General features: G+C 42.8%; 18 protein-coding genes and 3 tRNA genes. 5 read left to right on the top strand and 16 right to left on the bottom strand.

All coding sequences use genetic code 11. The features are described 5' to 3' along the window. Positions 1-216: 216 nt before the first annotated feature. The 8 genes from hflC to tsaE form a co-directional block, all read right to left on the bottom strand. Complete coding sequence (hflC, locus tag PSF42_RS11135) at positions 217-1,218, bottom strand: protease modulator HflC (RefSeq protein ID WP_109912137.1); 1,002 nt, start codon at positions 1,216-1,218, stop codon at positions 217-219. Positions 1,219-1,220: 2 nt separating this feature from the next. Beyond that, positions 1,221-2,426 carry an FtsH protease activity modulator HflK gene (gene hflK / locus PSF42_RS11130; protein WP_125890706.1) on the bottom strand — a complete coding sequence of 402 codons (1,206 nt, stop codon included), beginning with the start codon at positions 2,424-2,426 and terminating at the stop codon, positions 1,221-1,223. A gap of 117 nt (positions 2,427-2,543) precedes the next feature. Further along, complete coding sequence (gene hflX / locus PSF42_RS11125; protein ID WP_213913383.1) at positions 2,544-3,824, bottom strand: ribosome rescue GTPase HflX; 1,281 nt, start codon at positions 3,822-3,824, stop codon at positions 2,544-2,546. Positions 3,825-3,916: 92 nt separating this feature from the next. Beyond that, positions 3,917-4,210, bottom strand: a complete 294-nt coding sequence (hfq, locus tag PSF42_RS11120; protein WP_102138247.1) for an RNA chaperone Hfq — start codon at positions 4,208-4,210, stop codon at positions 3,917-3,919. Positions 4,211-4,317: 107 nt separating this feature from the next. Beyond that, positions 4,318-5,259: a tRNA (adenosine(37)-N6)-dimethylallyltransferase MiaA gene (gene miaA, locus PSF42_RS11115; RefSeq protein WP_125890708.1), complete on the bottom strand. Its 942-nt coding sequence runs from the start codon at positions 5,257-5,259 to the stop codon at positions 4,318-4,320. Further along, on the bottom strand, positions 5,252-7,222 hold the full coding sequence (mutL, locus tag PSF42_RS11110; protein ID WP_125890709.1) for a DNA mismatch repair endonuclease MutL: 1,971 nt from the start codon (positions 7,220-7,222) through the stop codon (positions 5,252-5,254). The genes miaA and mutL overlap by 8 nt, the downstream gene beginning before the upstream one ends. Positions 7,223-7,231: 9 nt before the next feature. Continuing rightward, complete coding sequence (gene amiB / locus PSF42_RS11105) at positions 7,232-8,518, bottom strand: N-acetylmuramoyl-L-alanine amidase AmiB (RefSeq protein ID WP_272680026.1); 1,287 nt, start codon at positions 8,516-8,518, stop codon at positions 7,232-7,234. 14 nt (positions 8,519-8,532) lie between these two features. Further along, positions 8,533-8,997 (bottom strand): tRNA (adenosine(37)-N6)-threonylcarbamoyltransferase complex ATPase subunit type 1 TsaE, encoded by a 465-nt coding sequence (tsaE, locus tag PSF42_RS11100; RefSeq protein WP_125890711.1) that lies wholly within the window; start codon positions 8,995-8,997, stop codon positions 8,533-8,535. 287 nt (positions 8,998-9,284) lie between these two features. Here tsaE and queG point away from each other — a divergent pair, with 287 nt between their 5' ends. Next, the gene (queG, locus tag PSF42_RS11095) at positions 9,285-10,466 is read left to right on the top strand and encodes a tRNA epoxyqueuosine(34) reductase QueG (protein ID WP_272680025.1); all 1,182 of its coding nucleotides are present in this window, start codon (positions 9,285-9,287) and stop codon (positions 10,464-10,466) included. Positions 10,467-11,149: 683 nt separating this feature from the next. Here queG and PSF42_RS11090 read toward each other — a convergent pair. The 4 genes from PSF42_RS11090 to orn form a co-directional block, all read right to left on the bottom strand. Continuing rightward, positions 11,150-11,225 (bottom strand) — tRNA-Gly (locus tag PSF42_RS11090). A 42-nt stretch (positions 11,226-11,267) separates the two neighbouring features. Continuing rightward, a tRNA-Gly gene (locus PSF42_RS11085) sits at positions 11,268-11,343 on the bottom strand. A 40-nt stretch (positions 11,344-11,383) separates the two neighbouring features. After that, positions 11,384-11,459: transfer RNA gene (locus PSF42_RS11080), tRNA-Gly, on the bottom strand. Positions 11,460-11,723: 264 nt separating this feature from the next. Further along, a complete protein-coding gene (gene orn / locus PSF42_RS11075; RefSeq protein ID WP_213913385.1) occupies positions 11,724-12,269 on the bottom strand; it encodes an oligoribonuclease in 546 nt (181 codons plus the stop codon). Positions 12,270-12,378: 109 nt separating this feature from the next. Between orn and rsgA the strand changes: the two genes are divergently transcribed. The 4 genes from rsgA to PSF42_RS11055 all read left to right on the top strand — a co-directional run bounded on the left by rsgA (position 12,379) and on the right by PSF42_RS11055 (position 18,207). Further along, positions 12,379-13,431 (top strand): small ribosomal subunit biogenesis GTPase RsgA, encoded by a 1,053-nt coding sequence (gene rsgA, locus PSF42_RS11070; protein ID WP_272680053.1) that lies wholly within the window; start codon positions 12,379-12,381, stop codon positions 13,429-13,431. A gap of 157 nt (positions 13,432-13,588) precedes the next feature. Next, a complete protein-coding gene (gene asd, locus PSF42_RS11065; RefSeq protein ID WP_213913386.1) occupies positions 13,589-14,485 on the top strand; it encodes an archaetidylserine decarboxylase in 897 nt (298 codons plus the stop codon). A 33-nt stretch (positions 14,486-14,518) separates the two neighbouring features. Then, on the top strand, positions 14,519-17,860 hold the full coding sequence (gene mscM, locus PSF42_RS11060) for a miniconductance mechanosensitive channel MscM (RefSeq protein ID WP_248467190.1): 3,342 nt from the start codon (positions 14,519-14,521) through the stop codon (positions 17,858-17,860). A gap of 8 nt (positions 17,861-17,868) precedes the next feature. Further along, positions 17,869-18,207, top strand: coding sequence for a hypothetical protein (locus PSF42_RS11055; protein ID WP_248467192.1), 339 nt, complete (start codon positions 17,869-17,871; stop codon positions 18,205-18,207). 3 nt (positions 18,208-18,210) lie between these two features. On the opposite strand, the gene PSF42_RS11050 is transcribed toward PSF42_RS11055, so the two are convergent. From PSF42_RS11050 to recQ, 4 genes are all read right to left on the bottom strand, one after another. Beyond that, on the bottom strand, positions 18,211-19,014 hold the full coding sequence (locus PSF42_RS11050; RefSeq protein WP_125894279.1) for a tetratricopeptide repeat protein: 804 nt from the start codon (positions 19,012-19,014) through the stop codon (positions 18,211-18,213). Between the two features lie 256 nt (positions 19,015-19,270). Then, positions 19,271-20,083, bottom strand: a complete 813-nt coding sequence (gene yigL, locus PSF42_RS11045) for a sugar/pyridoxal phosphate phosphatase YigL (RefSeq protein ID WP_272680024.1) — start codon at positions 20,081-20,083, stop codon at positions 19,271-19,273. Between the two features lie 13 nt (positions 20,084-20,096). Then, complete coding sequence (gene pldB / locus PSF42_RS11040) at positions 20,097-21,092, bottom strand: lysophospholipase L2 (protein ID WP_213913389.1); 996 nt, start codon at positions 21,090-21,092, stop codon at positions 20,097-20,099. 20 nt (positions 21,093-21,112) lie between these two features. Next, on the bottom strand, positions 21,113-22,939 hold the full coding sequence (gene recQ / locus PSF42_RS11035) for an ATP-dependent DNA helicase RecQ (protein WP_125894285.1): 1,827 nt from the start codon (positions 22,937-22,939) through the stop codon (positions 21,113-21,115). Between the last annotated feature and the right edge of the window lie 59 nt (positions 22,940-22,998).

The raw sequence follows: 22,998 nt of genomic DNA, 5'->3' as shown, positions 1-22,998 counted from the left end.
TTTTGGCAATACAAAAATTTTTTTCTGGAAAGCAAGTAAAATGGTATTTTTTATTTCTGCCGTAAACTCAAAATGAATGCCATCAGTTGAGCAGCTCAAATTTTCCCTGAAAAATCCTACACTTAAAACGACAGGCGAAAAAAAGCCCACCGAAGCGGGCTTTTCTTTAATAGATTAACAGTTATTTTGCTAGGTTGCACGCAACTTAACTTGTTATTAATCTGTCGCGCGAAGCTTAGTTGGCGCCTTCATAAAGCGGAAGAAGTCAGTGTCTGGACTCATGACCATCACGTCGTCACCACTCTTAAAGCTCTGTTCATAAGCACGTAAGCTACGAATAAACGCATAGAACTCTGGGTCTTGGTTAAATGCATCAGCAAACAGTTTTGTTGCCATTGCATCACCTTCACCTCGGTAAGTCAGCGCGGTACGTTCAGCTTCAGCCAACGTTTCTGTTACTGTTTTATCTGCAACAGCGCGGATTTTCGTTGCTTCTTCTTGACCTTGTGAACGGTGCTGACGTGCAACTGCTTCACGCTCTGCACGCATACGCGCATAGATAGCCTCAGAAACTTCGTTTGGCAGTTCGATACGTTTAATACGCACGTCAACAACTTCAATACCTAACGCCGCCATACTGTTTGCATTCACAACCAGTGGCTTCAGGTTCGTTTCTTCTTCAACACGTTTTGCGGCATCTGCAATCGCTGCATCCGCTTCTTTGGTCGCGTCGTCGGTTGCAGTACCTTTGTTCAAGGCATCACGGACATCGATAGTCAAACGACCACGTGAGTCAGTAATGATATCTTTCACGCTTAAGCGACCAAACTCAGAACGTAAACGGTCACTAAATTTACGTTTTAATAGGGTTTCCGCTTGGAATGGGTTACCGCCCCCCGTCGCTACATAGTAGCGGCTGAAATCAGTCACACGCCATTTCAGGTAGGAGTCCACCATTAAGTCTTTGTTCTCACTTGTCAGATAGCGGTCGGCTTGAATTTCAAGAGTCTGAATACGTGCATCCAACATTTTCACAGTTTCAATAAATGGAACTTTGAAATGCAGACCCGGCTCATAAATGATCGGCTTGTTTTCAGAATCACGCAGAACCTTACCAAAACGTAAGACAATGCCACGATCAGTTTGAGGAACAATAAAGATGGATGCGTATGCAACTGCCAAAATGGCCAGAACGATAACAATTAGCGATTTACGCATGATTATTGTCTCCCTACTCTAACTGCATCACCACGAACAGCACTGTTTGGCTGAGCGGATGTTGCGCCATTAGATGACGCGTTATTATTTGGCGTCGCCATTCTGGCTGATGGACTGACTTTCGGTGCTGACGTCGCGTTCGTATTAGCGCCACGCATGATTTGATCAAGCGGCAGCACTAACATGCTGTTGCTCTTATCATTTGCAATTACTTTACGTGTATTACCTAATACGCGTTCCATCGTTTCGATATACAGACGCTCACGGGTAATCTCAGGTGCAGCACGATATTCAGGCAACATTTTTGCAAAGCTTGCCACCTCACCCTCTGCTTTGAAGACCACACTAGCTTTATAAGCTTCAGCTTCTTCAATTAAGCGTTGTGCATTACCTTTTGCCAGAGGAAGAACTTCGTTTCGATAAGCATGTGCTTCACGAATGGTTTTTTGTTCTTCTTCCCTTGCTGCAATTACATCATCAAACGCTGCTTTAACATCTTCAGGTGGACGAGCCGCTTGGAAGTTGACGTCAAGCAGGGTGATCCCCATCTTGTATGGCGCAATTGTTGCTTCGAGCTCTTTTTGTGTAACATCACGGATAAAAGCACGATTCGTAGTCAATACTTGCTCCATTGCAGATTGACCAATTACACCACGCACAGCACTATCTAGCGCCTGACGCAGGCTATTGTCTGGGTTTGTGACACTAAATAAATATTGTGCAGGATCTGTAACACGATACTGGACGTTCATTTCAACGCGGATCACGTTTTCATCTGACGTTAACATCATGCCATTTGTCGCTTGCTCACGCACAGTTTCCACGTTGACAGGGATGACCCTATCAATGAAGGTTGGTTTCCAGTTCAAACCAGGCCCAACAACACCACTGTATTCACCAAAACGCAATACTACGCCACGGTCACTTTCTTTGATGGTGTAGAAGCCAGAACCTGCCCATACAACAACGATAGCAGCAAGAGCTAACATACCTAAACGGCCGCTGATTTGTGATGGTTGTTTATTATCACCATCACCACCGCCGCCTTTGTTTCCACCAAGCTTGCTGCCTAGTTTACGAAAGAGATCGTCGAGATCATAAGCCCCACGTTTTCGACCACCTTTGTTCCCGCCAGAGTTGCCGCCTTTATTGCCGCTTCCCCACGGATCGCGGTCTTGTCCGTCATTACCGGGCTGATTCCACGCCATGTTTTAGCTCCATTCTTTATGATTGATTTTCAGGGCTAAGAGCGATAGGGCTCTTAATATCAATTCCATTGCCTAACTATATTATTAATGGCCAAAGCATTATAAAAACCAAAGCAACTAAATAACGTAGTCAGGTAATTGCTGCTCTTGTTTGCACAGACGTCGCCAATCCACCATTGGCATACGCACCTCAAGGCCAATTGAGCCGTCCTCTTCCAGCCATTCACGTTCGATTGACTGAAGTTGATAGAAACGGCTACGTAAACGACCTTCATTCGGCGGTAAACGCAATTCAACATGTGCGATTTCACCTGAAAGACGTTCCGTCAATGCCTGCAGCAACAATGGGATACCATCGCCCGTTTGTGCTGAAACCCAGACACGAACCGGCTTGTTATCCTCATCTCTGTCAATACGCGGGACAAACCCCTCCAGCATATCGACTTTGTTCATCACTAAAAGTGTTGGTATTTCATCCGCTTCGATCTCTTCTAATACGCTTTCAACTGCATGAATATTCTCATCCAAGCGATTATCAGCTGCATCAATAACATGTAGCAATAACGTTGCTTCACGTGTTTCTTGCAGGGTTGCTTTAAAAGCAGCAACCAAATCATGAGGTAAATGACGAATAAAACCCACAGTATCTGCAAGCACTACAACACCCACATCTTCTACATCAATACGACGAAGCGTTGGGTCAAGTGTTGCAAATAACTGGTCAGCAGCATAAACATCAGCGGCCGTCATGCGGTTAAACAAGCTTGACTTACCAGCATTGGTATAACCGACAAGCGAAATGGTCGGGATATCGGCCTTACTTCTCGCTTGACGTCCTTGTTCACGCTGTTTTTCCACCCGACTAAGACGAGATAAAATTTGTTTAATTTTATCCCTTAATAGCCGGCGGTCGGTTTCAAGTTGAGTTTCACCGGGACCTCGTAAGCCAATCCCGCCTTTTTGTCGCTCTAGGTGCGTCCATCCCCTCACTAAGCGAGTCGATAAATGCCTTAACTGAGCTAATTCAACTTGAAGCTTACCTTCGTGTGTACGTGCGCGTTGAGCAAAAATATCTAAAATTACCCCTGTACGGTCAACCACCTTACATTGGCAAATCCTTTCGAGATTACGTTCTTGAGCAGGGCTTAGAGTATGATTAAACAGCACCACATCTGCACCACTTTCCTCAACAGCTTGGGCAATTTCTTCTGCTTTACCTTCCCCAACAAAAAACTTTGGATGAGGAGCTTTACGACTGCCCGTGACTATTTGTACTGGTTTCACGCCAGCAGATGTCACAAGTGACTCAAATTCCGCTAGATTATCAACGTCTTTCTCTTGAGAAAAAAAGACATGGACCAATACAGCTAGTTCACCGCCTTCATACCTATCAAACAAGGTGTAACCTCTTAGGCTAAACAATTATTGCAAAGGAAAAACACAGGTACAGTCTCCCTACCCATGCTTTCCTTGTCTTTTAGCGTACAAACTTACTCAGTTACTTCGCCATCTTGCGCTGCTGGGTTACCTGACTGGTAATTACCATTACCTGTGCTACCAGTAGTACCGCTATGATGAGAAACAGGGCGAGCAGGGACAACAGTCGAGATAGCATGCTTATAAACCATCTGGCTAACTGTATTTTTTAATAAAATAACAAATTGGTCAAAAGACTCAATTTGCCCCTGCAATTTGATGCCATTAACGAGATAAATAGAGACCGGAACCCTTTCACGACGTAATGCGTTCAGGAACGGATCTTGCAAAGATTGCCCCTTAGCCATTCTATGTTTTCCTTATTTTGTTGTTTTTAAAAGAGAATCTTTTAGATTCCAAAAAGTAACTACTCAAAAATTGCGCTTAACGTTCTAATTGTACACAAACATCAGTCCTATGCACGCATAACCTGCATAACGGTGCTAAGCGCTTGCTGTGGTTGTTCACTATCTAGCCAATGAACATTCTCCCAGCCTCTTAACCAGGTAATTTGACGTTTTGCCAATTGGCGAGTTGCACAAATTCCCCGATAAATCATATCATCATGGCTAATTTCACCATCCAAATATGACCACATTTGCCGATACCCCACACAACGAATTGAAGGGAGATCAACATGTAAATCATTTCGTTGATGCAATTTGCGAACTTCTTCTTCAAAGCCCGCCGCTATCATCAGATGAAAACGTTGTTCTATGCGCTCATGTAAAATTTTACGATCTTGTGGCGCAATAGCAAACTGAAACACATTATAAGGCAATTCTTCCCCGGCTGTTTGTATCATTTCAGTCAAAGTTTGTCCCGAAATGAGATATACCTCTAAAGCACGGGATAATCTTTGTGGATCGTTAGGGTGGATCCTTGCAGCTGCAACTGGGTCAACCTCAGTAAGACGGCGATGAATTTCCCCCCACCCTTGCTCTTTCGCAATGTGTTCAATTTCAGCACGCACAGTTGGATCCGCTGAAGGAAGTGGCGAAAGTCCTTCTAACAAAGCTTTAAAATACAACATTGTGCCGCCAACTAATAATGGAATTTTACCTTGCGAAGTAATTTCGGCCATGGCATTTAATGCGTCATGGCGGAAATCAGCAGCACTGTATGGTAGAGACGGATCGAGAATATCAATCAGACGATGGGGAGCTTGGCTGAGTTCTTCTGCTGTTGGTTTTGCTGTGCCGATATTCATCCCTCGGTAAATTAATGCCGAATCGACACTAATAATTTCCACAGGCAAATGCTTGCGAAGTTCTATCGCCAAAGCGGTTTTACCTGAGGCCGTTGGACCCATTAGGAATATTGCATCAGGTTTTTTTTGAGTTGCTAAATCACTCATTTGTTAGTGTAGCTACCACGGATTGTAAATTAATTAATTGTAATAATGTTGGTGGGGGATTTTTCACCCACTGCGGACACACCCGCTCAACATCTGCCAGCAACTGAATAGCCTGTGCTAAACTCCAACTTTCTTCTGTTTTAACCTGTGAAACAGCTTTAGCAAGCCATTGTGCTATCTCTTCGTCAGTTACACTTTCTTTTCCCGATAAAAAACCGAGTAATTCAGAAAAAAGCTGTGATAAATTTTGTGTTCTTAATGGTAACGATACCGTATGAATTGTGACTTTTCCATGTAATATCGTGGCTTCGATACCAAATATTGTCAATTGTTCCTTGTACCGCTGTAAAACCTCTATTTCATCATTTTTAAGTGACACTTTTAGAGGTATTAATAATGGTTGGGGCTTTAAGGCTCCACCACTCGGTGATAACTGTGACAATTTCAATAAATAATTAGCTTCCGTTAAGGATAACAGGATTAGCCCTAACGAAGACTCAATTAATGCAAAGTTTTTTGCGTAAATTGTCAATACTTTGCCAAAAAGGTAGTTATCCGCATTTTTTGCTACAGGTTGTGAGGATATTTGCGGTGAACTGATTGGGTTACGTTCAGGAAAAAGCGGTTTTTTATCTTCAGGGGCAACAGGAATAGACATTAAGCTCTGATACAGTTCACCGGCTTTTTTGTCATAAGTTGAACCAAACGCTTTTGCTGGTACATTTTCTGAAAAACCTGACGTTGATTTCGGCGAAGAGAAGGCGTGATTTACCGCATTGTCCATTAAGTGACTAGCTTGTTTATTCGATGTCTTAGACTCTTGAGCGGTATTTTCGATTCGCGTATGGTTTTCTGTCTTAAATTGCTTAGGAGCCACGCTAGGAGAAGAAAAATAGTTTTCCCCCGCAGAAGGCCGATTTTCCAGCTCTGCATTTACTGGTTCAATACCCGGAAGCTCATCGATAGATGCGGCTTCTAATAATACTGTTCGTACCGCTTGATAAATAAAATCATGTACCAGACGAGCTTGGTGAAAACGAACCTCATGTTTTGCTGGGTGTACGTTAACATCAACTTGTTTTGGGTCAATGGTCAGATACAAAACATAAGCAGGCTGCTGGTTTTCGTCTAAATGCCCTTCATAAGCTTGGCGAATAGCATGATTAATCAGGCGGTCACGCATCATACGGCCATTAACATAGCAATATTGTGTTTCACTACCCGACGTCATTGATGGAGAAACGACCCACCCTTTGATTGCAAGATCGCTATGTTCCCAAGACAACGCTAAAGCGCCTTGTATGAAGCCTGTTCCACAAATCGTGCCAAGCCGCCTTTCTTGCTGCGCCTCATCATGGGCGGCACGATATTGTTTTACCAATTTGCCATTGTGAGTCAGGTTGATAGCCACATCAGGGCGAGAAAGCGCAATTCGGCGAACAATTTCATCAATGTGCCCAAACTCGGTTTTTTCTGTGCGCATAAATTTACGGCGAGCTGGCGTATTATAGAATAAATCTAATACCTCAACTGTTGTGCCGTTGGGGTGGGCAGCAGGTTTAACCATCACATCCATATCCCGACCTTCGGCATAGGATTGCCATGCTTCTGTCTGGTCTGCGGGCTTTGATGTCAACGTTAAACGTGAAACAGAACTGATACTCGCGAGTGCTTCACCGCGAAACCCCATACTCATAATGGCTTCAAGGTCATCCAATGTGGCAATTTTACTGGTCGCATGGCGAGCTAAAGCCAGAATCAGTTCATCTTTACTGATTCCACAGCCATTATCACGAATGCGGATCAGTTTTTCTCCGCCACGTTCAATATCGATATCAATACGCGTTGCCCCTGCATCAAGACTGTTTTCTACGAGCTCTTTAACCACTGACGCAGGCCTTTCAACCACCTCGCCTGCTGCGATTTGGTTGGCAAGTTGTGGGGAGAGAATATGTATTGCCATGTCTCCCCCTTATTGTGGCGCCGCTTGTATTGGATTTGCCAAGAAATATTGACGCAATCCTAAATGAATCGCTTCTGCAACTTTGTCTTGGAATTCATTAGATTTTAGCAACTGCTCTTCCGCGGTATTACTAATAAACCCTGTTTCCACTAAAATCGATGGGATATCAGGAGAACGCAATACACCTAGACTTGCATGTTCAGGGGTTCTTTTGTGAATATTACCGACTTTTCGCAGCTGTTCGATCACTTTAACTGCAACATCGTACCCCACACGCTGAGAATGACCGAATTGTAAATCTAAAACAGCTTGGCTTAAGTAAGGGTCCGCGCCACTCAGTGCATCACCCGCCCCACCTAATAATTCCGATTGTTTTTCACGTTGTTCTAGCCAACTACCCAGTTCACTATTTGCACGTCGATTAGACAAAACCCATACTGATGCTCCGCGTGCGCTGCTATTCGGGGCCGAGTCAGCGTGAATAGACACCAACATATTCGCCCCTTTCTTACGTGCCACATCAGAACGACCACTAACAGAAATAAAATAATCACCGTCACGTGTCATCGCAGGCTTAAACATTGGGTCGGCTTCAAGACGTTGGTATAATTTACGTGCAACGCTAAAAGTCACATCCTTTTCTTTATAACCATTCTTACCTATCGCACCCGGGTCTTTACCACCGTGACCTGCATCGATGGCAATGACAACCTGCTTACTGCCTTTTGGCATACTCTTATATTTAGTCGGTGTAGGTGTCGCAACAGGTGCAGACTCACTCATCTTCAACGGTTTATCTTGAGTGCTATTTACTGCTGGTTTAACCGTATTATTGGTTCGATTAAAAGAGGTAGAACTGGATGAACTCCCAGTCGATATCGTTAATACCAACTGATATTCACCTGAAACTTGTTTAAGTACCGCTTTCGCTTTTGCTACTCGGGATAACTCCAAAACTAAGCGTTTGTGTTGGTTATCAGAAGGTTGGCTCGCTCGTACTAATTTTACGAGGTCTCCCGCAGGAACTTTAAGGGGTAAACCAATGATCTCACCTCGCTGTTTGATATCAACAACAAGGCGCTCAGGTGAATGCAATGGAAAATAGGAGTAATCGGGCTTACCATCAATAAAGCTTAACACCACTTCTGCTTGTGATGGGCTGTTATTAACTTGAATATTTGATAATGTTGCCGCGTGCGCTTTTGCAGCAAACAGCCACATGACTGATACCATAAACAAGACGAAAACAGTAAAAAAACCCTTTTTTGTTATTCTGTGCATTGATGCATTCAACATGAGCAATAGCTTCCTTAGAGTAGGGGTAATGCTTCTAACAACGACTCCCCATTGGCAGAAAAAGCAACAAAGTGAGCCTGACGCCCTTCGCCTTGATAGGTCAGATGGAGCTCAAGATCCGCTTCAGGTAAAAAACCTTTACCTTGTTGCGGCCATTCGACCAAACAGATCGAATTTCCAGAAAAATAGTCACGAATTCCCATAAATTCAAGTTCTTCAGGATCAGCTAACCGATAGAGATCAAAGTGGAAAACTTGGCGATCTGCTAATTCATAGGGTTCAACCAAGGTGTAAGTTGGGCTTTTTACGTGACCTTGATGGCCCAGTGCTTGCAAGAAGCCTCGGCTAAAGGTCGTTTTCCCTGCGCCGAGATCACCATATAAATGAATAACTGTACCTTGATGGCAAGCCTTAGCGATAGCATTACCTAACGCAACAGTTTGCGCTTCATTGGCAAGTTGTATTGTACGTTCTTTCATATTGTTCTTTTTTATGTCATTAATAGACTGTGTCGCCTGTTTATCCTTTAAATGCATAGTTTATATTGCTGTTCAAAATGCATAAAGAGATATCAACAAACATCAATATTACCGCTTATCTTAACCTAAGATGGGGCTTTTTTCTTAATTAACATTATCTAAATGATGAGTTCAGAAATATCCTATAATTGCTCTCAATACTGAAGGCATTTTTTCATCCCTTTTGATGAACAACGCAGGTCATGATAGAGTGCCTGCCGTTTTACTCTTTATCAATATAGGATCCGATGGCAAGATACCTCGATCTCGATCTTCTCGCTCAGAATATTAAACAATGGGGCATTGAAGCAGGTTTCCAACAAGTCGGGATCTGCGATACTGACCTGTCTGCGGAAGAGCCCAAATTACAAGCGTGGCTAGATAAACAATTTCATGGCGAGATGGAATGGATGAGCCGCCATGGGATGATGCGAGCCAGACCCCACGAACTGCATCCAGGCACGTTACGTGTCATTAGCGTGCGCATGAATTACTTGCCAGCTAAAGCCGCATTTGCCAGTACACTAAATAACCCTGAATTAGGTTATATCAGCCGCTATGCACTAGGGCGAGACTATCACAAGCTGTTAAAAAAACGCCTAAAACAACTTTCAGATCGTGTTGTAGACTATTGTCGTGAATTTAATGGAATGATACTGGCCGATGGTACCACCATCGATGATCTTAATTTTCGACCTTTTGTCGATTCTGCTCCAATCTTAGAGCGTCCTCTTGCGGTAAAAGCGGGCTTAGGATGGACAGGAAAACATTCATTAGTTTTAAATCGTGAAGCAGGATCTTGGTTCTTCCTTGGTGAATTATTGATTAATTTACCCGTTCCTGTCGATAAACCTATCGAAGAAGATTGTGGCCGCTGTGTTGCTTGCATGACAACCTGCCCAACCGGTGCGATTGTTGAACCTTACACCGTCGATGCAAGGCGCTGTATTTCTTATCTCACCATCGAGCTAGATAGTGCTATCCCTGAAGAATTTCGCCCGCTAATGGGAAATCGGATTTACGGTTGTGATGACTGCCAGCTCATTTGCCCATGGAACCGTTTTTCTCAACTTACGAATGAAGACGATTTTAGCCCAAGAAAGGCGTTGCATACACCAGAACTGCTTGACTTGTTCTCATGGGACGAAAAAACCTTTTTGAAAGTGACCGAAGGCTCGGCGATCCGCCGCATTGGCTATATTAAGTGGTTAAGAAATATCAGTGTCGCGCTAGGCAACGCACCTTATCAAGATAGCATTGTTATCGCATTACAAAACCGGCTTGGAATTAACGCTATGTTGGATGAACACTTCCAATGGTCTATACAACAACAGCTTAACCGACGCAATGCAAACCAAGTTACAATCCAAACTTCGCAACAAAAACGTCTTGTACGAGCTATTAACAAAGGTTTACCGAGAGACGCCTAGAAAAAAGCCTGCCATATATCTGAAATCAAGAATTGTCAAATCAATGTGAATAAAATAAAAAATGCTTAGCTGACAATAGGTAAAGAATTTGCAAGCTACGCTAGCCTCATTTTGACAAAATAACCCACAAAACAATAAAATCAATAAGTTACAATAATGCAACTTAAACGCTAGAATTAATTAGCACAACAGAAATTTATTAATTAGCCTGTGGATAACTCTGTGTAATAAGTTATTTCAAATCGCGATAAAAGCGCAGGTTGATTGAGTTAGCTGTGGATAACTTTCTAATGTCTCGTTGAAAAGAAAAACACTGATTTTACGTTAACTAGCAATACAAAAGTGACCAAAAAGCAAGGTTAAAATGAAAAAATACTCGAAGTAAATAAAAAAGCATATTTTTGTTTATTGTTTAAACTTCGTGTTTTCATCTTAGAGATGGAAGTAAAACACCCTATTGCTAAGGGGTGGCTATTCTATTGTGCCCCGAAAGTGAATGCAAGCACAAATCTGGATATGATCCAAAAAAGATCGCAAAAACCTTTTAGATCCTAGTGTTCAAGGAATAAAATAGTGAACAAGCGCAGTTCGTATGCACTACGTGATTTCACTTAATAAAAGTGAGATAAATGGATATTATGTGAGATTTAATTAAGAAAAAAGTTAAGAGATAAAGAAAATATTGGAGCGGGAAACGAGACTCGAACTCGCGACCCCGACCTTGGCAAGGTCGTGCTCTACCAACTGAGCTATTCCCGCATTTGGTGGGTACTGTTCTTTCACTAAAACACTAAGAAAGTTTGGAGCGGGAAACGAGACTCGAACTCGCGACCCCGACCTTGGCAAGGTCGTGCTCTACCAACTGAGCTATTCCCGCATCACGAAAATAGTGCTTTAGCTAAAACATCAAGAAAATTTGGAGCGGGAAACGAGACTCGAACTCGCGACCCCGACCTTGGCAAGGTCGTGCTCTACCAACTGAGCTATTCCCGCATCACATTTCTGGATGTTTCACGTGCCGACTCAATCACAAAAACTTCATCGGTACGGGGAGCGCATTATACGAAAAATTCAGATACTAGCAAGCCCTTGCGCTCAAAATTTTTATTTTTTTATCCGTTTGCCGACAAAACAATCACAATGATGATTTTATCGACACCCGTTGTAATAAACTGATTTCAATACGTTAACATTGTTAACTTATTGAGAAAAAACCGCGAATGAAAGTCGCCAATGGCGACTTTCATAACGAATCATTTATTCTTTAATAAATGTTTCCCGGTAATAAGCTAATTCAGCCACTGATTCACGAATATCATCAAGAGCTTGGTGGGTATTTTTCTTCGAAAAACCCGCTAAAATTTCAGGTTTCCAGCGACGAGCGAGCTCTTTTAGTGTGCTGACATCAAGATAGCGATAATGGAAATAGCTTTCTAATTCAGGCATATAGTTGAATAGAAAACGCCTATCTTGCCCAACACTGTTTCCACAAATGGGTGATGCCCCCTGTGGAACCCATTGCTCTAAAAATTCAATCGTGGCTAACTCAGCTTCACGCTCACTTACGGTACTTTTGCGTACACGTTCAACTAAACCGCTGTTGGTATGGGTGTTTACATTCCACTCATCCATTAAAGCGAGTTGTTCATCCGTTTGGTGTACTGCAATGACAGGGCCTTCTGCTAAAATATTAAGATGACTATCTGTTACAATGGTCGCTATTTCAATAATACGATCACGAACAGGATCGAGCCCTGTCATTTCTAAATCGATCCAAATTAAATTATTCTCATTCTTTTGCATGATATACCCTAACCGCATTCTATGAAGTTAAGGTATGATAGCACTCTTCATGCCATCAGTGACAGGCGTGAGTAACCCTAAAATACCGCCCACAGTAAAGAGAGGACAGGTGGCTAAACAGAAACTTTCGAAAGGCCAACAGCGCCGAGTTCAAGAAAATCATCAAAAAAGACTCAAAAAGCAAAAAAACGTTGAGATCGATGATAGCCAATTAGGTGAAGCACAAGAAGGCTTAGTCATCAGCCGTTTTGGGCAACATGCTGATATTCAAGCAAGTGACGGGACTATCCAGCGCTGTAACTTACGCAGAACCATTTCTTCCCTCGTTACAGGGGATAATGTGGTGTGGCGGCCTGCCCTGAACACACAAAGCGATATCAAAGTAAATGGCATTGTTGAAGCTGTTCATGAACGCCACTCTGTTCTGACTCGTCCCGATTATTATGATGGCTTGAAACCGATTGCCGCTAATATTGACCAAATTGTTGTGGTTTCCGCTATTTTACCTGAGCTTTCGCTGAATATTATTGACCGTTATTTGGTTGCCTGTGAAACCACGGGGATTAAGCCTGTTATCGTTCTTAATAAAGTCGACTTACTCGACGACGAAAACCGCGAGTGGGTAAGCGATTTGATGACGATTTATAGTGATATTGGCTATCAAGTTCTCGAAGTTTCAAGCCATACCAATGAAGGCATGGAAGCGCTTACTAACGCGCTAGCAGGTAAAGTGTCCGTGTTTGTTGGGCAGTCTGGTGTGGGTAAATCCAGTTTATTAAACGCATTGCTTCCACACAATGAAGAAGCCATTTTAGTCAATGACGTTTCAGACAACTCAGGGCTGGGGCAACACACAACAACGACAGCCCGCTTATATCATTTCCCATTGGGAGGTGATGTGATTGACTCCCCTGGTGTGCGTGAGTTTGGTTTGTGGCATTTAACCACGGAACAAGTGACCAAAGGATTTGTCGAATTTAAAGATTACCTTGGTGGCTGTAAATTCCGTGACTGTAAACATTTGGATGATCCTGGTTGCCTGTTACGTGAAGCCGTAGAAGCAAATAAAATTGCGGAATCACGTTTTGAAAACTACCATCGCATTTTAGAAAGCATGGAGCAAATCAAGCCTCGTGGCAATTTTATGGCAAAAGAGAAATAATGTTAGTGAGTACTTACAAAATACCTAACTAACACTAAACTCGCTCTAAATAATTTAATCACGGTTAGTCAGTTACGCGACCGTTTGAAATATGACGAGTAAACTGTGTACAATAACCGCCCTTTTGCTAACATACCTTTAAAAATCAGAGGTTAACGTGCTAGATAAAATTAAAATTCGCTTGCAATATATGCTTCCAAAACAATGTCTTACTGAATTTGCTGGCTGGTTCGCAAGTCGCAATGCGGGTTTCATGACGCAATGGGCAATTAAACTGTTCGCAAAAGTCTATAAAGTGAACATGAATGAAGCACAAAAAAGCGAGCTTACGGCTTATGCCACTTTTAATGATTTCTTTGTCCGTCTGTTAAAAGAAGGCGCTCGCCCTATTGTCGAAAAAGAGCACCAACTTGCTCAGCCTGCTGACGGTGCCGTGAGCCAATTAGGTCCAATAAATGATGACCTTATCTTCCAAGCTAAAGGCCATCATTACACCGTTGAAGCGTTACTTGCGGGTCAATACCAATTAGCAGAACGTTTTCGTGGCGGTGACTTTATTACCACTTACCTCTCCCCAAGTGACTATCACCGTGTACACATGCCATGTGATGGCTTACTCAAAGAGATGATTTATGTACCAGGCGATTTATTCTCTGTAAATCCATTAACGGCACAAAATGTTCCCAACCTGTTTGCACGAAATGAACGTTTGATTTGTGTCTTTGACACCCCTGTCGGCCTAATGGTACAAATCCTTGTAGGTGCAACCATCGTTGGTAGTATCGAGACGGTTTGGAGCGGTTGCGTTAACGCCACGCGTGAAGGTGTCATCAAACGTTGGGTTTACCCTGAGCTGGATTCTGAAGGTGCTGTTTTCTTGAAAAAAGGTGAGGAAATGGGGCTATTTAAACTGGGCTCAACGGTGATTAATTTATTTGAGCCAAATAAAGTAACCTTTAATTCATCACTGATCCCCGGTTATGCAACTCGCATGGGTGAATTACTCGCTGAAACTGTTACAAATACAGTGGCAGAAGAGTCCGTTGACGCTTAATTAAATTATTATTCCTTGAAGGAGCTCCTCACTGTGCGTGTGATTATCAGTTTTTTTCTTAGCCTGTTAATCGTTTTTTCTTCCGTTGCAGCGCCGACTGCAGCGCAGGACGAAGCACAGATTAAGCAGGAGCTCAAACAACTCGAGTCAAGCACCAATCCTAAAGATGCAGAGATAGCACAAGCATTACAGGGCGCGCTAAATTGGATGAGTGAGACACGTGAGTCCGACGCTAAAGCCAAGTCTTACCAAGAAGCTATTGATAATTTCCCTAAAATCATCAAAGACATAAGACAAAAAATCCTCAATGAAAGTGATGAGCCTACCCCTATACCCGTTGGTATCAGTCTAGGTGAGCTTGAGCAACGCATTATTCAACTTAGCAGCCAATTACTTGATCTAAGTCGCTTAACTCAGCAAGAACAAGATAAAGGCCGCGAAATCAGTGAATCACTCAGTATTCTCCCACAACAACTTTCTGAGGCGAGGCGTTTGCTCAACGAAGCCTCTTCGCGTTTTCAGTCTCTGAGTACACCATCAACACCATTAGCCGATGCCCAGTACACTTTGGCTCAAGCCGAAGTAAGCGCTCGCAAATCCGTAGTTAATGAGCTGGAAATGGCCCAGCTTTCTGCCAATAATCGTCAAGAAATTTCACGGCTTACGTTGGAATTATATAAAAAACGCTACCAACGTATGGAACTTGAATTACAAAACCTGCGGGATTTCCAAAATACCCAACGCCAACAAAAAGCAATCTTAGCGCTAGAACACACAGAGATGTTGGCTGCGCAAGGTGAGCTTACGCCATTTTTAACTGAGCAGCTTGATATTAATCGAAAAATGTCTCAGGAATTAACCGCTCAAGCACAACGTATGAGCGCGATTACTAATAGCCAAGCCGAAATTTCAACGAGTATCCGTGATGCGCGCCAAGCACTCACAACTATTCGTGAACAAGCTCAATGGATCAGCAGCTCAAGTACATTAGGGGAAGCACTCCGAACACAGCTCTCTCGCTTGCCTGATATTCCCAAAAGCCAGCAACTTGATCGTGAAATGGCGGCTTTACGTGTTCAACGATTAAATTATGAAGATAGCCTCGATAGACTAAGTAAAATAGATACAACCGAGCAGGAAACCGAACATGGGCTCAATGCAGCTCAAGTGCAAGTTTATCAGTCATTGATTAAAACGCGTCGTGAGCTACTAACCTCTTTAATTTCAGGTCTCGATGCTGAAATGTTGGAGCTAACCAAGCTCAATGTCGCTACAGGGCAGTTGACCGATGCATTGAAAGAGGTCAAAGATGCCTCAAACCGTTATCTTTTCTGGGTCGCTGATGTTCCACCGATTAGCATCAGCTACCCCGTTATGTTAGTGACTGATATTACTCAATTACTTTCTTTGGATACCTTGTCTCAACTGGCTGGTGCTCTGCGTGTTATGCTAACGACACAAGATACCTTTTTGTATCTTTTAGGTTCGATAGCCTTAGTCATTTTCAGTATTAGCACACGTAAACACTATCAAGCATTTCTTGACCGCTCCAGTTTACGCATTGGTAAAGTGACACAAGACCGTTTCTACTTAACCATTCGCACTATTTTCTGGTCAATTATTGTTGCACTTCCTCTCCCTATGATGTGGTCCGCCATCGGTTATGGCTTACAAAGTGCATGGCAGTTCCCTATGGCTGCTGCCATTGGCTATGGCGTTAGTGCCACGACACCGTTGTTGTGGCTATTTATGATCAGCGAAACATTCTCTCGCCCTACAGGGTTATTTATTTCTCACTTCGGTTGGGATAAAGACTCGGTTAAGCGTGCGATGCGCTATTACCGAATGGCTATTTTTGTCATCGTTCCATTAGTCATGGCAATTATTACCTTTGAACATTATAGCGATAGGGAATTTGCAGCTAGTATTGGCCGCTTATGCTTTATCTTTTTATGTGTCGCACTTAGCTTAATTACCAACAACTTACGCCGCTCACAAATCCCTCTCTATTTAGATAGACATGGGTCCGGTGAGAATATTGTTAATCAAGCATTGTGGTGGATGATATTACTCGCACCTATTGTTGCTGGGTTTTTCTCCATTTTAGGTTATTTTTCAACCTCACAAGCCTTACTAGCGCGCTTAGAAACCTCCGTTGCTATTTGGTTTGTCATCCTCATCATTTACCACACTATTCGCCGCTGGATGTCAATGCAGCGCCGTAAATTAGCCTTTGAGCGAGCAAAACAGCGCCGTGCTGAAATATTAGCGCAACGTGCTAAAGGTGAGGACGATAGCCAGCAAGCAAATGCCAGCAGTGAAGGGAATATTGATATCGAAGAACAGGTTATCGACTTAGATGCCATCAGCACCCAATCCGTTGGGTTAGTTCGTTCGATTTTAACTATGATTGCCTTGGTTTCATTGATTTGGCTGTGGTCTGAGCTACATACCGCATTCTCTTTCCTTGAAAATATACGCTTATGGGATGTGACATCAACCGTTAATGGCGTTGATACTGTTCAACCTATTACCATGGGCTCAATTTTTATTGCTATTTTGACTATTATCGTTACTGCCCAATTAGTGCGTAACTTGCCCGCTTTACTTGAGCTGGCCGTACTCCAACATTTGGATTTAACACCCGGTACCGGCTACGCCATCAGTACATTAACAAAATATACGATTACTATTATCGGAACCATTGTTGGCTTCTCTATGTTAGGGATTGAGTGGTCAAAACTGCAATGGCTTGTTGCTGCAATGGGGGTCGGGCTTGGTTTCGGTTTACAAGAAATTTTTGCTAATATTATCTCGGGGTTGATGATCTTATTTGAAAAACCGATCCGAATTGGAGATACCGTCACTATCCGTAATTTGACCGGCAGTATTACCAAGATCAACACTCGTGCCACTACACTGACGGACTGGGACAGAAAAGAAATTATTGTGCCAAATAAGGCATTTATTACTGAACAATTTATTAACTGGTCGCTGTCTGACACGATCACACGTATTGTGATGACCATTCCAGCACCTTCTGACGCCAATAGTGAACTGGTGACAGATACCATTTTACGTGCAGCCAAACGTTCTACCATGATCTTAGATAACCCTGCGCCAGAGGTTTATCTGGTTGATTTACAACAAGGTATTCAAATTTTCGAATTACGTGTCTATGCTGCTGAGATGGGCCACCGGTTACCTGCACGTCATGAAATCCATCAAAACATCTTAGTTTCCTTTGCTGAACAAGGGATTACCTTACCATTCCCACCATTCCAAGCAAGGGTGGATGTCCGTGATAATTCGCTACAAAGTGCGACAAACAATCTTTCGGCACGTAATCCAAGCCGTAAACCAGGGGAACTGTAAGCCGTATTATGCGATTAAAACCAGATGATAAAGATGAGTTGGTGACGTTGAAGATCGCCCAACTTGAGCGTGTTGGGTCGATTTTATTCTTTTTAATTCCATTAATTATCTTATTAATTGTTGGGAAAGCTTTTGCATTTAATACACTGTACCTTTGGCAAGTGTATTGTGCGGTTTATATCGTTGGGTTTCGTGTACTTTGTGGCAAGCTATCATCACAACAGCTACAGCTAGCTATTCGTCGAGGCTGGGGGAATAACCGTTTCTATCGGCTTTCGTGGTGTTATCTTGTATTCTCTATAGCCATAATGGTGGGATACAAAATAGTCTCCCACACATCGGCTTAGCCATTAGCTGGCTTTGAAACCGTACGATTTAATGTAGTTTTCTGCTAATTTTTGTGCCTGCTGTAATTCTTCAGGATTTAACTGATCCGCTATCTTTTTTTGCAGGCGATGGCTTTCTGCGTTGCCACTGAACACTGCAGTTGCAAGCCATGCGTAGGCTTGTTGCAGGTTTTTCTTCACGCCACGTCCTTCAGAGTACATAACGCCTAAGCGGTCTTGAGACTTAGCATCTTTTTGCTTTGCGGCTTTTCTAAACCAAAACACCGCCTTTTCATCATCTAAATCAACGCCGCTACCAATCGAGTACATTTGACCTATTTGGAATTGAGCAAGTATGTTTCCGCCTTGCGCTGCTTTTCTAAACCAAAATGCCGCTTTTTCTAAATTTTGAGTGACGCCTAAGCCTTGCGCATACATCATCGCCATATTGGTTTCAGCTCGCGTATCACCTTGTTCTGCTGCTTGCTCATACCATAGCATCGCTTTGTCATAATCACGACGCACACCAAAACCATTAACAAACATCGTGCCAAGACGGAATTGCGCATCTGAATTCCCTTGGTTTCCAGCCTTGATAAACCACTCAGCCGCTGCTTTAGAATCTTGAGAAACACCTAACCCTTTAAAATAACGTTCACCTAGCTGGAATTGGGCTTTAGGATCACCTTTTTGGGCTAACTGCGTAATTTGTTCAATCGAGGGTTCTTGTGCTGCTGTTGCCGATGCTGGCACAGGGGTAGGTTTAGCGGTTAAAACGGAACTATAACAAATCGAGCCCAACAACAATACTAACGCTATTCTTTTCATCCTAAGGAACCCTCAACAGTGCAATATGCAAACTGTGAAAACAGTGCTATCCATTAATATCGACCTAAACACTCATCCCCCTAGTTTAAATTTACTTTCTGTCAGAAAAAATAGGAAAAGTGGCCTAAATTTCACAAAAAGCACGTTTCGCTGTATTTTCTCTATGGGAACTTGTGTTTTTCATCTAATTACAATAATAAAAAACCAGATAAACATAATGCCTATCTGGTTTCTCTATTTCAAATAACAAAATAAATTATGCGTTGTTAAGGTATTTATTTCTCAGGTAGCGAGCGACTGCATCATCACTGTTCGAGCCAATAACTTCCATCTGCGGTAACGCATCTTTCAGCAACTGGTGCGCATTTTCCATGATGCAGCCTTTTCCAGCCATCGTCAGCATTTCTTTGTCATTCATACCATCACCAAAAGCAATACTATCACTCGGTGTATAACCATGTAGTGCGGCCACTTGCTTCAGTGCCTCACCTTTAGAAACACTACCAGCCATAACTTCTAAACAGCTACGCAGTGAAAACGTGACATTCACTTTATCTTGCCAACGTGCTTGAATACGCTGCTGTAAATCCACCAGCAAATCATGATCTTCACTGGTATAGTAAACTTTACAGACCTCAGAAGTGACAAAGTCATAGCGATCAAATAACTGATAGTTAAATACCGATTCTTTAAAAAATTCTTTTTGTTCAGGGCTTTCACGGTTGATAAACCAATCATCACCATGGTAGTAGTTAGTGATAAGTTCAGAGTTATCAAATTCCATCAAACACAACTCGTGAGCAATTTCAGGCGCAACATTGTGCTCAAAAATCAAGTCACCGCGAGTATTATGGATCCGTGCGCCGTTAGACGTGATCATATACGCATCGATGCCTAAACCATCGCGGATTTGAGCAACATCCACATGATGACGGCCTGTTGCAAACACAAAATGCACATCTTGCGAAGTCACTAGCTGTTTCAAGGTGTCTTTGGTATAAGACGTTAAGTCATGATTGGGAGATAACAGTGTCCCATCTAAATCGGAAGCAACTACAGGATATTTCATATTCAAACCCTAACTAATACTGCTCAAAAAAATCACAGATAGCATTGAGCGCCATCGCTCTTAATGCATCCACTTCAAATAGGATTTCATGGTGTGCCCCTTCTATAATGAGAGGTAATTTTTCTTCTCGTCCTATTTGCGCTTTTTGCCTGCTTTGACAAAAAGCTTGTAGCTCTTTATTGCTGACCACTTTTTCTTCACTGGCTTCTAACACCATCAGTGGTACATCAATCTCTCCCGCTCTCGCAATTAGCTCATCGCCAATCACAAAACTCTCACGTAACCAATGGTAAGTTGGCCCACCTAAGCGCAATTCGGGATAATCGGCGTAATAGCGTAAGTAACGCCGATAACGCTCCGGGCTGTGTGTTAATACGTTGATTAAATAAGGTAACGGCTGCCATTTCCCAGTAGAAGCCGCGTAGTCATTACGAACACTTTCGCGAGATTCGGCCCTATCAACAATAAAGCTCGCCATCCAACGAGGCATCGGTAGATTAATTCCAATCATCGGTGCACATAAGGTTGCAGCATCAAATGTGACGCTATCTCGCAATAAATACCCGGCTAAGATAGCACTCCCCATTGAGTGAGCTAACGCGTAACATTTTGGATAATGCCGATATTTAACTTCAAGCTCAATGAACTTTTCAAAATCATCAATGTAGTCAGTGAATTTTTCAACATGACCTTTTTGAGGATCCGCTAACATGCGCCCTGATCGGCCTTGGCCGCGATGATCAATAATAAAAACATCATAGCCTAAATGATAAAAATCATAAGCCACTTCTGGATACTTTACATAGCTTTCACTACGTCCTGGTGAAATAACTATCGCTTTGTGATGCTTAGGGTGAATAAAACGGACATAGTGAATGGGAATATCATCAACACCTATAAATTGAGATTCTTCACGGCGTTGCCAGAAATCTAAAAGTGGGCCATTTGTAAAAGCAGAAAATTGAGTTTCTCGATTCAGCCAACTCTCTTTTAGGTGTTCAGGCGTCATCCAACAGCTTCCTTATTTATTCATTCATAACCTTCAAGATGGTCTTGGATAAGTGCCATAAATGCCACTCCAAAACGTTCGAGTTTGCGCTCGCCAACACCATTAATTAATAATAATTCGGCTGGTGAAGTCGGAGTGTGCTCAGCCATTTCAATCAATGTTGCATCATTAAACACCACAAATGGCGGAATATTTTCTTCATCTGCAATGGATTTACGCAGTTTACGCAGTTTCGCAAAGAGCTTTTTATCATAATTGCCATGATAAATTTTGTTTTGTTGATTACGGCTTTTTACCACTAAAACACGCGGAACTGCGAGTTTCAGTGTCGCTTCACCCCGTAATATTGGCCTTGCAGCCTCAGTTAATTGAAGCGCTGAAAAATGCGTAATATTCTGTGTGATCATACCTAAATGGATCAGCTGACGGATCACACTGACCCAATGTTCATTACTTTGTTCTTTACCGATACCGTAAACAGGCAGCTTGTCATGACCTAAGTCACGGATACGCTGATTATTCGCACCACGTAATACTTCTACAATATAGCCGATACCAAAGCGCTGACCAACACGATAAATACAAGATAGTGCTTTTTGCGCATCAACTAATCCATCGTACTGTTTTGGTGGATCTAAGCAAATATCACAGTTACCACAAGGTTGCTGGCGATTTTCACCAAAATAATTGAGTAGCACCAAACGACGGCAGGTTTGCGCTTCGGCAAAAGCGGCGATAGCATTCAGCTTATGTCGTTCAATATCTTGCTGCATACCCGCTGGCTTTTCTTCAAGACAACGACGTAACCATGCCATATCTGCTGGGTCATAGAATAAAATGGCTTCGGCTTCAACACCATCACGCCCTGCTCGCCCTGTTTCTTGATAATACGCTTCGATATTACGCGGAATATCGAAATGAGCGACAAACCGAACGTTTGATTTGTTTATTCCCATCCCAAAAGCCACTGTTGCCACAACAACTTGTAGGTTATCTTTTAGAAATGCATCTTGTACCCATTCACGTTGCGCAGCATCTAACCCTGCATGGTATGCCGCAACACTTAAGCCGCGTTTTTGCAATCGCTCTGTCGTTTCTTCAACCTTACTGCGACTATTACAATAAACAATACCCGCTTTGCCTTTTTGGCCTTTAATAAAAAACCAAAGTTGATCTAAAGGCTTATATTTTTCGACTAAGGTATAACGAATATTTGGCCTATCAAAGCTACTCACATGGACGAGTGGCTCATGGAGTTCTAATAAACGAATAATGTCTGCACGTGTGGTTTCATCCGCAGTCGCGGTTAGCGCCATCACGGGTACATTGGGTAATGATTGCCGTAATTGACCTAGTGCGCGGTATTCAGGCCGAAAATCATGCCCCCATTGGGAAATACAGTGGGCTTCATCCACCGCTAGCAAGGTGATATTCCATCCTGCTAGTTGGCTTAGAAAATAGTCAGTTAACAACCTTTCAGGGGCAACATACAGTAGTTTTATTTCCCCCTGACTGCACCGCTCAATAATTTGACGTTGTTCTTGTGACGTTTGCGATGAATTTAAACACGCAGCATTAACCCCATGTAACCGCAATTGGTCAACTTGGTCTTTCATTAATGAAATTAAGGGAGAAACCACCAGTGTAACGCCCTCTTTCACTAAAGCAGGAACTTGATAACAAAGGGATTTCCCGCCCCCAGTTGGCATTAACACTAAGCAATCACGGTTATCCAGGATGGCCCCAATAACGGCATCTTGCCCTGGGCGAAATGACTGATAACCAAATGTACTATTGAGCACATTTTCAGCCAATGAAAGTGGGTTAATGACGCAAGCAGTGGACACAAACTTCCTCAATCGATAAAACAAGTCGCTGCCCAATTGAGCAGCGAATTTGTTGATTT

The sequence above is a fragment of the Providencia sp. PROV032 genome (assembly GCF_028484875.1).
Classification (GTDB): Bacteria; Pseudomonadota; Gammaproteobacteria; order Enterobacterales; family Enterobacteriaceae; genus Providencia; species Providencia rettgeri_E.
This window is presented reverse-complemented; position numbering and strand designations above follow the sequence as displayed.

What these genes read in the sequence shown, in the direction of transcription:
- queG (WP_272680025.1), top strand. Translation starts at nt 9,285, where the DNA reads ATGGCAAGATACCTCGATCTCGATCTTCTCGCTCAGAATATTAAACAA.
- orn (WP_213913385.1), bottom strand. Translation starts at nt 12,269, where the DNA reads ATGCAAAAGAATGAGAATAATTTAATTTGGATCGATTTAGAAATGACA.
- pldB (WP_213913389.1), bottom strand. Translation starts at nt 21,092, where the DNA reads ATGACGCCTGAACACCTAAAAGAGAGTTGGCTGAATCGAGAAACTCAA.
- hfq (WP_102138247.1), bottom strand. Translation starts at nt 4,210, where the DNA reads ATGGCTAAGGGGCAATCTTTGCAAGATCCGTTCCTGAACGCATTACGT.
- hflC (WP_109912137.1), bottom strand. Translation starts at nt 1,218, where the DNA reads ATGCGTAAATCGCTAATTGTTATCGTTCTGGCCATTTTGGCAGTTGCA.
- yigL (WP_272680024.1), bottom strand. Translation starts at nt 20,083, where the DNA reads ATGAAATATCCTGTAGTTGCTTCCGATTTAGATGGGACACTGTTATCT.
- miaA (WP_125890708.1), bottom strand. Translation starts at nt 5,259, where the DNA reads ATGAGTGATTTAGCAACTCAAAAAAAACCTGATGCAATATTCCTAATG.
- hflK (WP_125890706.1), bottom strand. Translation starts at nt 2,426, where the DNA reads ATGGCGTGGAATCAGCCCGGTAATGACGGACAAGACCGCGATCCGTGG.
- mutL (WP_125890709.1), bottom strand. Translation starts at nt 7,222, where the DNA reads ATGGCAATACATATTCTCTCCCCACAACTTGCCAACCAAATCGCAGCA.
- amiB (WP_272680026.1), bottom strand. Translation starts at nt 8,518, where the DNA reads ATGTTGAATGCATCAATGCACAGAATAACAAAAAAGGGTTTTTTTACT.
- PSF42_RS11050 (WP_125894279.1), bottom strand. Translation starts at nt 19,014, where the DNA reads ATGAAAAGAATAGCGTTAGTATTGTTGTTGGGCTCGATTTGTTATAGT.
- tsaE (WP_125890711.1), bottom strand. Translation starts at nt 8,997, where the DNA reads ATGAAAGAACGTACAATACAACTTGCCAATGAAGCGCAAACTGTTGCG.
- PSF42_RS11055 (WP_248467192.1), top strand. Translation starts at nt 17,869, where the DNA reads ATGCGATTAAAACCAGATGATAAAGATGAGTTGGTGACGTTGAAGATC.